General features: G+C 72.0%; 7 protein-coding genes and 1 pseudogene. 4 read left to right on the top strand and 4 right to left on the bottom strand.

The annotated features are described in order from the left end of the window. Nucleotides 1-119: 119 nt before the first annotated feature. From QSK32_RS12540 to pdxR, 3 genes and pseudogenes are all read right to left on the bottom strand, one after another. Nucleotides 120-290 (bottom strand): annotated as a pseudogene (locus tag QSK32_RS12540) (RNA polymerase sigma factor); the annotation flags it as partial. A gap of 34 nt (nt 291-324) precedes the next feature. Further along, nucleotides 325-1524, bottom strand: coding sequence for an MFS transporter (locus QSK32_RS12535; protein WP_285471956.1), 1200 nt, complete (start codon nt 1522-1524; stop codon nt 325-327). Between the two features lie 59 nt (nt 1525-1583). Then, complete coding sequence (pdxR, locus tag QSK32_RS12530) at nt 1584-2960, bottom strand: MocR-like pyridoxine biosynthesis transcription factor PdxR (protein ID WP_285471955.1); 1377 nt, start codon at nt 2958-2960, stop codon at nt 1584-1586. 270 nt (nt 2961-3230) lie between these two features. On the opposite strand from pdxR, the gene QSK32_RS12525 reads away from it, so the two are divergent. From QSK32_RS12525 to QSK32_RS12510, 4 genes are all read left to right on the top strand, one after another. Further along, a complete protein-coding gene (locus QSK32_RS12525; protein WP_285471954.1) occupies nt 3231-7427 on the top strand; it encodes a polymorphic toxin-type HINT domain-containing protein in 4197 nt (1398 codons plus the stop codon). 7 nt (nt 7428-7434) lie between these two features. Beyond that, nucleotides 7435-7887 (top strand): hypothetical protein, encoded by a 453-nt coding sequence (locus QSK32_RS12520; protein WP_285471953.1) that lies wholly within the window; start codon nt 7435-7437, stop codon nt 7885-7887. Between the two features lie 68 nt (nt 7888-7955). Continuing rightward, the gene (locus QSK32_RS12515) at nt 7956-8555 is read left to right on the top strand and encodes a mycothiol-dependent nitroreductase Rv2466c family protein (RefSeq protein WP_045739916.1); all 600 of its coding nucleotides are present in this window, start codon (nt 7956-7958) and stop codon (nt 8553-8555) included. After that, nucleotides 8552-9274 carry an isocitrate lyase/PEP mutase family protein gene (locus QSK32_RS12510; RefSeq protein ID WP_045739917.1) on the top strand — a complete coding sequence of 241 codons (723 nt, stop codon included), beginning with the start codon at nt 8552-8554 and terminating at the stop codon, nt 9272-9274. Before QSK32_RS12515 ends, QSK32_RS12510 begins: the two co-directional genes overlap by 4 nt. Here the strand turns inward: QSK32_RS12510 and QSK32_RS12505 are convergent. Further along, nucleotides 9255-11948 (bottom strand): TIM-barrel domain-containing protein, encoded by a 2694-nt coding sequence (locus tag QSK32_RS12505; RefSeq protein ID WP_285471952.1) that lies wholly within the window; start codon nt 11946-11948, stop codon nt 9255-9257. The genes QSK32_RS12510 and QSK32_RS12505 overlap by 20 nt on opposite strands. Nucleotides 11949-12029: the final 81 nt, after the last annotated feature.

Below are 12029 nucleotides of genomic sequence, written 5' to 3'. Positions count from 1 at the left end.
ATCAAAAATTATATGAACCTGATTCGCGAGCCTGGCCTCGAACACTCGGACCCGGGTGCCATCAACATGAGCCGTGGCGCGATCTGTCGAGGTCGGCTCCTTCACCGACCAGCGCAGTCTCATCTCGGCCGCAGATGCCTGTTCGCGGTGCCGACCGAACAGCCGAGTACCGCGGCGGTCTCCTCCAGGCTCAGGCCCTGGCAGTAGCGCAGGACCAGGGCGGCCCGCTGCCGGGGTGCCACGAACCGGCGGAACTCCTCCTCGTCCTCGGCTCTCACGATCAGCTGACCTCCTTCGACGGAGGTGGAACGGTGACCGCGGGCTCTAAGGTTGCACGCTCCGCCGGGGCGATTCTCGGCGCTGCCGCCGGGCCCACCGCGTCGCCGGGGTGGTGAGCAGGCCGGCGGCGGCGATCAGCGTGCCCAGGATCAGCCAGCCGACGGTGCCGCCTTCGAGGATCAGGCCGGTCAGGGCCGCCGGGCCGAGGATGCGCGCCAGTGGCACGCCGCTCTGGTAGAGGCCCTGGTACGCGCCGTGCTGCCCGTCCGGGGCGAGACCGAAACTGATCTCCCAGCTGCCGGCCGACTGGAGCATCTCGGCGAACACCTGCAGGAGCGCGGCCAGCACCAGGACCGCGCAGACCAGCCACCGTGCGCCGAGGTGGGCGGTGCCGGCGAACAGCGCGCAGGCGGCCGGCATCACCAGCCCGGCGGCGCGGACGGCCCGGGCGGCCGACGGGACGTCGCCCACCCGGCGAGCCACTCGGACCTGGAAGAGCATCACGCTGATCGTGTTGACGGCCAGGATCGTGGCGGCCATCCAGCGGGGCGCGCCGGTCGCCTGGGCGATCCACAACGGGAGGACCAGGGTCAGCAGCGGCATGTGCAGCAGCATCACCGCGTTCAACAGGGCCAGGACGGCGTACGGGCGATCGCGCAGTACCGCCGGCACCAGGCCGGGCACGGGGACGGGCTGCTCAGCCGTCTTCTCCGGGAGGCGGCTCAGCAGCAGAGCGGCCACCCCGAACGCGGTCGCGTCGAGACCGAGCGCTGCCGCGTACGCCGGTGGGGTGTCGATCGCCAGAGCGAGCGCGCCGATCAGCGCGCCCACCGCCAGCCCGCCGTTGATCCGGGCCTGCAGCCGGGCGCGCACCCGGGTCCGGTCCTCGGCGGCGACCAGGCGGACCAGCAGCGCCTGGCGGGCGACGGTCAACCCGGACTGGCAGATGCCGTAGGCGCCGATGACGACCAGGAACGCCCACCGGTCGTGGGCGAGGGGGAGCAGCGCCACCGACGTCGCCGTGCCCGCGGCCAGCAGGATCGCGACCCGGCGCGGGCCGATCCGGTCGGCGAGGTGGCCCAGCGGCATGCCGGCGAGGAACCCGGCGGCCCAGGCCAGTGACATGCCGAGTCCGAAACTGGTCGCCGACATGCCGGCGATGCGGGTGAAGTAGAGGGCCACGGTCACGAGGAAGGCGCCGTCCCCGACCGCACTGATCAGGTGGACGCGGGTCAGCGTGTGCATCGGCTTCCACCGTGGGGTGGACGGCGGCCGGTGACCAGGGCCAATGAGCGCCGATTCGATCAGGCCAAACAGCGGGCCAGACGGTGCAGCGCCGCCGGCAGGTGCTCCGCGGTGATCGAGCTGTAGCCGATCACCAGGCCGTTCCGGGCCGGCCGGGACTGCGCGAAGTCCGTCAGGGTCTGCACCGCCACCCCGGCTCGCGCGGCGCGGGCGGCCACGTCCGGCACGTCGTTTCGCAGGTGGGCGCTCAGGTGCAGGCCGGCCGCCGACGGCACCGGTTCCAGCAGGCCGGCCAGCTCGCCGTGCAGCGCGTCGATCAGTAGGGTCCGGCGTTGCGCGTACACCCGGGTGACGGTTTTCAGATGCCGTGCGAACAGTCCTTCGTCGAGGAACGCGGCCATCGCCGCTTCCGTGCTGGGGTCGCCGTGCTGGACGGTGATCTGCCGGGCCTGCACCAGCGCCGCCCGCAGGCCCGCCGGCGCGATCAGGAACCCGAGGCGCAGGGCCGGCAGCATGGTCTTGGAGAACGATCCGACATAGACGACCCGCCCACCGGTGTCCAGGCTGCGCAGCGGTTCCAGGGGCCGGTTGGCGAAGCGGAACTCGCTGTCGTAGTCGTCCTCGACGATCGCGGCGTCGTGCCGCCCGGCCCAGGCGAGCAGGGCGCGGCGGCGGGTCAGGGACATCGTCACCCCGGTGGGGAACTGGTGCGACGGCGTGACGGCGACGAGCCGTGCCTGCGGCGGGATCGCGTCGACGACCAGCCCTTCGGCGTCCACCGGCACGCCCGTCACCCGGGCGCCCATCGACTGGAACAGGGCACGCGCGGGCGGATAGCCGGGTTCCTCGACCGCGACCACGTCGCCCGGTGCGAGCAGTACCCGGCCGATCAGGTCGAGGGCCTGCTGGGTGCCGTGGGTGACGACCACCTCGTCGGCTGTGGTGCGGATCGACCGGGAGATCCCCAGCCAGCGGGCGATCGCGGCCCGCAGCGCCACGATCCCGGCGGCGTCGCCACGGTGCATGCGGCCGGTGCGGAGTTCCCGGCCGATCAGCCGCCGCCAGGTGGGCATCGGGAACAACGCGGGATCGGGGGTTCCGGCCCGTAGGTCGTAGTCGAGAACGACGTCCGGCGACGTGCCGGAACCATGGTCACGGGTACGCGGCCGCAGGGCGGAAGCCGTGGGCGCCGGACCGGTCGAGTCGGCGACGAAGGTTCCTGAGCCCACCCGGGCGTTGACGAACCCCTCCGCCAGCAACCGCTCATAGGCCGTGGAGACCGTGGTCCGGGAGACCGCCGTGGTGCGGGCCAGTTCCCGGCTGGCGGGCAGGCGTTCCCCGGGGCGCAGCCGCCCGTCCAGGATCGCTTCCCGCACTTGCCGGTAGACCTGCGCGGCGAGGTCGCCGGTGCCGTCCAGGTGCACCTGAAAACTCATGATCGGCCTGCTCGTGTGCTCATCATCCGGTCCAGTGAGCAGGCCACTTTACCGGCCGTGCGGCGTGCGATACAGAGATGCGCATCCTTCGTCGGATGAGATCGGCAGGTTGCCGAGAGCCTGTCCTGACAGTGAAGCGGGGTCGCGTCACGGCGCGACCCCGCTTACATATTCAAAGTTCTCGTTGAAAGAGATCACCTCCATCGATAGGTTGAAGCCGACTTTGTCTGCTTCACACGGGGGTGAAGAGTGCATTTCACCGGATTAACCATGCGCGCGCGCAGAATCGCCGCGGGCCTGACATTGGTGCTCACCGGCACGATGCTGCCGGCCGGCCCGGCGCTGGCCGAGGAGGAGGAGCCGTACGATCTCGCCGCCGCCCGCGCCTGGACGGCCTGGCAGGTGGTCGACGGCACGCCCTCGGTCGCGCGGGCCGCTGTCGAGGCGCTGCTCGGCACCGACGACGACATCATCGCGTTCGAGCAGGGCGGCGGCGCCGACGCGGCCCTGGCAGCGGACCAGCGTGCCGCGGCCCGGACCCTGGCGGCCATGGACGGCGCAACGGTGAAGGCCGCCGCGGAGGCCGCGCTTGCGGGCTCGGACGAGCAGGTTGCCGTGTTCGTCGAGGGCGGTTACGAGGCGGCCTGGGCCGCCGACGAACGTCAGCGGGTGTTCCGGGTGCTGGAGGCGGCCGGACCGACTACCAAGGGCGCTGCTCAGACGGCCCTCGACGGCACCGCGGACGACATCACCGAGTTCCTCAGTGTCAAACGGGCGAAGGCCGAGTACGCCGATGAGCGTCTGGCCGCCACCCGGATGCTGACCGGCGGAGTCGGCAACAGCGGACCGGTCCTCAACACGGCGGCCGCCGCCGCGCTGGCCGGGACGCCCGAGGAACTGCGGGACTTCCTGCTGTCCGGGCAGTTCGTGGCCCGGGCACGGGACAAGGAGCTGGCGTCGATCACCAGTCTGACCCAGCAGGCCAAGGACGCCGGCGAGACGACGTCCCGGGAGGCACTCGCCGCGTCTGACGCCTCCCGCCGGGCGCAGAACGCGGCCGAGGCGGCCAAGAAGTCCGCGGAGATCGCCGCCGCTGAGAGCAAGGCGGCCGGTGGCTCGGCCAAGAAGGCGTCCGCCGCGGCCGGCCGGGCTGCGGATGCCGCCGAGGGGGCGGCGAAGGCGGCCAAGGAGGCCAAGGGCGCGGCGAGTGCCGCGATGCGGGCCGCCTCGGTGGCCGAGGATGCCGCCCGGCGGGCCACGTCGGCGGCGTCGCTGACCGCGCAGGCCGCGACCCGGGCGCAGAATGCCGCGGCCGCGGCGCGGACCGACGCGGGTAAGGCCGCCGCCGCCAAACAGGCGGCGCAGGCGGCCCGGGATGCCGCGGCGAAGGCGAAGGAGCTGGAGAAGGTCCGGGCCGAACGCGACCGGGCCCTCGCCCAGGCGCAGGAGGCGGCCAACGCCTCGAAGAGTGCCGGTGGGAACGCCGATGCCGCGGCGAACGCGGCCGACGAGGCGGGCGCCCAGGCGGGTGTCTCCGCCGAGCAGGCCCAGCGGGCCCGTGAGGCCGCCGCCCGGGCCCGCCGTGAGGCCGCCGCCGCGGCCCGGGCCGCCGACCGGGCACTGGCGTTCGCCAAGGCCGCCGCGAAGGCGTCAGACGAGGCGTTCCAGTTCGCCGCGGACGCCGCCACCCACGCCACGGCTGCTGCGGCCGCCGCCGACGATGCGGCCGAGCACGCCGGGGACGCCGCAAAGGCCGCCGCCGAGTCGACCAAGCACGCGCAGGCCGCGGTGGCGGCGGCGGATCTGGCCGTCCGTGCCGCGAACCAGGCCGTCGAGTTGGAGAAGCTGGCCCGCGAGCAGGACGCGCTGCGCCTGGCCGAGGCCACCGCGCAGAGCGTCGAGGCGGCCCAGGACGCGCTCGCCGAGGAGCAGGCGCAGGCCGCCGCGGGTGGCGAGCTGGTCGCCTGGAACCGGGAGCTGCTCTGGGACACCGAGGAGGAGGACCGGATTCCGGCATCCACCCGTACCCTGCTGGCCGAGGCGTCCGCGGCGGGCGCCCCGGACGCGGTGGTCCACGACCGGGGTAGGCGTGCGGCGATCGCCCTGCTCACCACGGGCGGGCAATGGACCCGGGCCGCGGCCCAGGATGCGCTGGCCGGCACCGATGTGGCGGTGCGGGCGTGGCTGACCGGCGGCCGTCAGGTCGCGGTGGGTCAGGACAACCGGGCCAAGGTGTGGTCGCTGATCGACAAGCTGGCCGACGGTGCCGAGAAGACCGCGGCCCGGACCGCACTGGAGGGCGACGACGCCGTCGTCCAGACGTTCCTGCGGACCCGTGCCTACAGCGGCAAGGTGGCGAAGGACCGGGCGGCGATCTACGCCATCCTCGCGACGGCCGGGCCCACCCTGAAGACGGTGGGGGAGAAGGCACTCGCCGGAACCACCGCCGACATGCACCAGTTCCTGCGCACCGGCCAGTACCCGGCCCGGGCGGCGGACGAGCGGCAGGAGGTCTACCGGATCCTGACCACCGCCGGTGACGAGGTCAAGGCCGCCGGTACGGCCGCGCTTGCCGGACCGGACTCGTACGTCACGTACTTCCTGAGCACGTCGCGGTACCGGGCGGCCCAGCGGGACTACGAGCAGGCCACCCACGTGACGGCGGTACGGAGGCTGATCGCCGAGGCCCAGCAGTACGCGCAGACCGCGGTTGCCGACTCCAACGAGGCGCTACGGGTGGCGGCTCTGGCCCGGAACGCGGCGAGCGAGGCGGCGACCTACGCCAACCAGGCGGCGGCGTCGCGGACGAAGGCGGCGGAGTACGCCCAGTCGGCCGCCGACTCGGCCGCCGCCGCGAAGAACTCGGCCGACCAGGCCGCCCAGTCCGCCACCGAGGCCCGCGAGTCGGCGAACGCGGCGCAGGCCAGCGCGAACCGGGCCGCCCAGTCCGCGTCCGTGGCCACCGCCGCCGCCGATCGGGCGGCCTCGGACGCCGCGGGGGCCCGGCAGGCCGCCGCGGATGCCCGGGCGGACGCGGAGGCAGCCGGAAAGGACGCGGCCGAGGCACAGGCTGCTGCCGACGAGGCTGTGGTCATCTACAACCAGAAGCTGGCGGCGTACGAGAAGCAGCGCCGCAGTGACGAGGCGGGCAGCGGCAGCGACGGCACCGGAACCGCCAACGGCGACCACAAGACGTGGAGCTGTCTGCTGCCGGAGAACATGTCGGCGGACTGCCTGAAGGTCTACGTCTCGTTCGCGGACGCGCTGATCCGCCCGGCCCAGTGCAGCGCACCGGCGACCCGGGACAGCGCCGGCTGCGAGATGTTCGGTGACATCAAGCAGTTCCTCGACGAGAACCCGGAACTGCTGCTGGACGCGCTGCAGTTCGTGCTGATGGCGTGTGGCCTGGTTCCGGGCGCCGGTGAGGCGTGCGACGTGATCGACGCGGGCGTCTCGCTGGCCCGGGGCGACTACGTGGGCGCTGCGCTCAGCGGTCTCGCCGTGATCCCGATTCTCGGGATGGGCGCGACCTTCCTCAAGGGCGTCAAGATGAGCGACAAGATGCGCGAGGCGCAGAAGGTCTTCGAGGAACTCGCCGAGAAGTGCGACCTGACGAAGAACAGCTTCGTGCCGGGCACTCCAGTGCTCCTCGCGGACGGCAGCCGCAAGCCGATCGAGCAGGTACGCGTCGGCGAACGGGTGTTGGCGGCCGACGCGGCCACCGGGCGTACCGCGGCGAGGGTGGTGACCGCGACGATCGGCGGGACGGTCACCAAACAGCTGGTCGATGTCACGGTGGACACCGACGGTGACGCCGGTACGGCCACCGCGACCGTCGCGGCGACCTCGTACCACCCGTTCTGGGTGCCGGCCCTGCGGGCCTGGATCAGCGCGACGGCCCTGTCGGCGGGGATGACTGTGCAGAACACCGGGGGCGAGCCGGTGGTGGTCGAGCGTGTGGAGCGCCGGACCGAGACCGGTGCGGTGCACAACCTCACCGTCGACGACCTGCACACCTACTACGTGGGTGCGGGCGACGAGTCGGTGCTGGTCCATAACTGCGGCAAGGTCGACCTGGACGAGGGCGTCGCCGGGGCGCACCCGAAGGACCACGTCGGCAAGTCCGACGATGATCTGCTCCGCAGGGCGGAGACCGACCCGAAGGCCCGTGGGACGGCCTCCTCGTTGAACGCGGACACCGCTCAGGCGTCGATCGACGCGGCTCTCGCACAGCGCGGCGTGATGCAGAAGATCGAGGATTTCGTGAAGAACGGCAAGAAGGCCCGTGGTGCGGAGCTCGACCTTCCGGTCTACGTATCGTCGACACCGATCGGTCGGGTCGCCAAACGGGGCGACACGCAACCGCGGGACGGCTACCGGTTGAAACTGGTGATCAAGAAGATCAAGAACAAGACCGACGGTCATGACGGAGCATGGGTGCTCTACATGATGAAGGTAGAGGAGTAACAGCCCGATGAGCCGTCCGGAGGAGACCGCGGGTGACCTGCTCGTGACGCTTGCCGCCTGCCGCCGCGAGCTCGGGCGGTACGCCGAGGCGATCTGGCAGAGCCACGACTTCGGCGAGGACAGCACGTTGCTGACCGACCTGGAGGTTGAGCTTCCGGACGGCTCCACCGGGGTGCTGTTGCGCTGCACCGCGCAGCGCTGGCACCCCGGCGCGGTCAGCGACGACGTGGACGTCGAGTTGACGATCCGGGTCGATGACCGGGGCTTCGTCGTGGAGTCGGTGATCCGGGCGCTGCTGGTCGCGGCGTCCGGCGACCACCCGGCGGGCGCCCACCTGCTGCATCACGACCGGTCCGGGGCGGTGGACTTCGCGACGGCACTGGCCGCCGCCCGGGCCCGGGTCGCCGCCCTGTGGACGCTCGACGACCGGCTGCCCGCCCTGGGGTTCCCGGTCCGCTGAATTGGCCTGTTCGGTTGGGGCGGAATTGGCTCTGGGCCAGGGCCATTGTGCTGCCTAGCGTGGCATCCATGACCCGTGTGGACTTCTACTTCGACGCCGCCTGCCCGTTCGCCTGGATCACCTCGCGCTGGATCCTCGAGGTGCGGCAGCTGCGTGACCTGGACCTGCGGTTCCGGCCGATGAGCCTGTTCGTCCTCAACGAGGGCCGCGACCTGCCCGACTGGTACCGCGACCTGGTGAACCGCTCGCTCGGCCCGGCCCGGGTGGTCACCGCCGCAGCCCGGCAGCACGGCGAGGAGGTTCTCGGCGACCTCTACACCGCCCTGGGCACCCGGATCCACCCGCAGGGCGACAAGGACTTCGACGCCGTGACCGTCGAGGCGCTGGCCGAGGTGGGACTGCCCGCCTCGCTGGCCGCGGCGGCCCGCAGCACCGACCACGACGAGGAGCTGCGCCGGATCCACCACGAGGGGATGGACCCGGTCGGCGAGGACGTCGGCACGCCCACCATCCACATCGACGGGGTGGCGTTCTTCGGGCCGGTGCTGAACAGCATCCCGCGCGGCGAACAGGCGGCGAAGATCTTCGACGGGGCGGTGGCGCTCGCCGCCTTCCCGGACTTCTTCGAACTCAAGCGCACCCGCACCGGCAAGCTGAACTTCGCATGACCGGCCCGGTGGAGCGTTTCCGTGCCCTGCACCGCCCCGGCGACCCGCTGATCCTGCCGAACGTCTGGGACGTCCTCAGCGCCCGACTGGTCGCGAGCCTCGGCGCTGCGGCGATCGCCACCACCAGCGCCGGTGTCGCGTGGAGCCGGGGTTTCCGGGACGGCGGTCACCTGCCCCTCGAACTGCTGGCCGAGTCCACCGGGCGGATCGCCGAGGCCGTCACGGTGCCGCTGACCATCGACATCGAGGGCGGGTACGGGCGGGTCGCCGAGACGGTCCGGGCCGTCGAGGACTCCGGTGCGGTCGGCGTGAACATCGAGGACGGTGGCGACCTCGGGGCGGGGGTGCGCCGCATCGCCGAGGCCCGGCGGGTGTCGTCGATGTTCCTCAACGCCCGTATCGACGGAGAAGGCAGAGATCACGACATGGTGGCCCGGGCGAAGGCCTACCTGGACGCCGGCGCCGACGGCGTCTTCCCGATCGGCGCCGGCCCCGACGCCGTGGCGGAACTCCTGGCCGCGGTCGGCGCCCCGGTCAACGTCCTGGCCGGGCCGGCCGACTGGACCGCCCTGGGCGTGTCGAGGATCAGTGCCGGTCCCGGGCTCGCCCGCGCCGCCTACACGACGGCACACGACGTGGCCCGGGACCTGCTGGCCACCGGCCGGATCACGGCGGATCCGGCCCTGACCTACGGCTACCTCAACGCTTCAGCCGGGTGAACACCGGCATGGTGTCCAGCGTCGTCGTCACCTGGGCGGTCGTGCCACCGGCGTACTTCCTGCCGGTGAAGTAGTCGACCCAGGTGCTGCCCGGCGGGAACCAGACACTGGTGGTGGCGGTCTCGCCGCCGGTGGTCACCGGGGCCACCAGCATGTCCGGCCCGTACAGGTACTGGCTGCCGGCCGTCGCGTACGCCTCCTGCTCACCCGGGTACGCCAGGTACATCGCCCGGACGATCGGGGTGCCGGTGCGGGTCGCCTCGGCCGCCGCGGCGTACGTGTAGGACTGCAGCTTCCTGCGCAGTTGCAGGAACTTGGTCGCCGACTTCTGCGCGGCCGGACCGTACTGCCACGGCAACCGGTCGCTGTGGTTGGAGTGCAACCGGTCGATCGGCTGGAAGGTTCCCATCTGCACCCACCGGGCGTACAGGTCGTCGGGCAGTTTGGTGCTTCCCGGCTCGGCGCCCGGTTCCTGCAGGCCGCCGGTGTGCCCGCCGATGTCGTGGCTGATCGAGGCCAGCCCGGTCGCCGCCGACTCGGCCGGCGTGTACCCGACGGTGAACCGCAGCGTCTCCCAGTTGGAGATGGTGTCACCGGTGAAGTGCAGGGTGGTGCGCTTGTCCGCCCACGGCCCGGCCGCGATCGGCCCCGGGTTGCCGTACCCGCCGGTCTGCAACGACCCGTAGGCGCGGGAGAAGGCGAAACCGGTGCGGTCCGCGTACTCCTGATTGATCTTGGAATCGGAGCCGCGGGAGGCGTCGCAGCACCAGTCCAGCCACCAGAAGTCCACGTCCGCGTCCATCTGGTCGTGCAGCCAGAAGTAGGCCTTCAGCTGGTCCGGGTCGTCCCAGTCGAAGACGTAGCAGTCCGCGCCGCTGTTGCAGCCGGACCGCTGCAGCCTGCCCTTGGCGATCTCCTGCGCCCGCGGGAACAGCGGATCCGTGCCGAGGATGCTCGGGTGGATGTTCAGCCCGGTGCGCACCCCCTCGGCGTGCAGGCCGGCGGCGAAGGCGTTCCAGTCGGGGAACCGTGTCGGATCGATCGACCAGCCGTTCCACCGGTCCGGCGCCTTGAAGTCGGTGTCCACCACGAGCACGTCCAACGGCACCTTCTCCGCCTTGAACCGGTCCACGATCGCGTCGAACTCGTCGGCCGTCCGGTCGTAGTACTCCGAGTACCACACGCCGTAGGCCCACTTCGGCAGCAGCTTGGTGGGACCGGTCAGCACGGAGAGTTCCCGCAGCGCCCGCCGGTAGTCCTGCCCGTAGGCGAAGACGTACCCGTCCTGATGGCCCGCGGAATCGTCGAGCAGCGACCATCCGTCCTGGTAGAGCAGGCCCGCCTCGGTGCGGGCGCCACCGTTGACACCGTCCAGGCCGCGGCGGTAACCGCCGAGCGGCGCGTGCGGGGCGAGCAGCGGTGCGTTACGCGCCGTGACCGCAATGGTGTCCACGTTGACGTGGCAGCTCTGCGCGGTGGGACATCCCAGGCTGAGCGTGTTGGTTCCGGCCTTCAACCGCAAGGACAGGTTCTGGGTACGCCAGAAGTCCCATCCACTGGTCGGCGGCAGGTCGGCCGTCACCGCCGTGCCACCGTTCGCCGCCACGGCGACCGTCCGCGTCTGCGTCGGCTGGCTGCCGGCCTGCGCGTTGGCGTACCGCAGCTGCACCTGGTAGTCACCGGCGGACGGCACCCCGGTCACCGTGAACGAGGTCCCCGCGGCCGTCGTCTCCAGCCCGGCCAGGAAACCGTCCCCCGAGTAGCCGTTGTGGTCGTCGGCGCTCTTCGCCCCGCCGACCGGTGCACCGGTCTCCGCCTCGCACACCGTCCCGTACGCGCACGGCTGCGGCGCCGGCGGCACCGGCCCCGGATATCCCGCGCCCGGCGCGAGCACCGCCAGACTGTCCACGTTCACGTTGCCGGAGTCGGCCGCACCCCGGACCAGCCGGATCTCGTGCCGTCCGGGGCCCAGCTCCACCGGCACCGACGCCAGCGCCCAGGTGTCCCAGTTCCCGGTCGGCGGCAGGCTCAGCGTCCCGGCCGCGACCCCGTCGACCGTGACGGTCAGCGAGCGCGTGGTGTTCTGCCCGTCCCCGCCGGTGCTGTTCGCGTAGCGGACGGTCACCTGCCGTGTCCCGGCCGCGTCCGCCTCCACCGCGAAGGCGAGCGAATCGCCGACACCCTGGAAACCGGCCGCGAACCCCTGACCGGTGTAGTCCCGGTGGTCGGAGGCCGGCCCGATCCCGTCCAGCGCCGCATCCTCGGCCTCACACAGCGTCCCGGCCACGCAGTCCGGCACACCCCGGCCCGCCCACGGCTGCCCGGTCACCGTCTGTGGGCCGGTCTTCAGCCGTACGCTGAGATTGTCGTCGGTGAACGGCCCGGAACCGACCCGGTAGCGCAGGGTCGTCTGACCGGTGTCGATGGTGAGCCACCCCCGCTCGACCTTCTCGGTGAACCGCACCGCGGCGAACCCGTCACGGCCCACGACGTTGCCGGTGTCGCCGTCGGTGAACTTCCCCTCCGGCGAATACTCGGTCCTGATCAGCGTCGGCGACAGCACCTGAAACCGTGCGTCCCCCGACACCACCGTCCGCGACTGCTTGCCCCCGGCCTGCGCCGCCGGGGCGGGCATCACCACCAGCACCAGCCCCGCCGCCGCGGCCGTCGCCACTCTCCGTCGAAGATGATCGTGCACTGTGCCCCCACTGCGCAGAGTGAAATCTGTCGATCATCAAGCTGTCATTCATCGGTA

This window comes from Actinoplanes sp. NBRC 101535 (assembly GCF_030269225.1).
Taxonomy (GTDB): Bacteria; Actinomycetota; Actinomycetes; order Mycobacteriales; family Micromonosporaceae; genus Actinoplanes; species Actinoplanes rectilineatus.
This window is presented reverse-complemented; position numbering and strand designations above follow the sequence as displayed.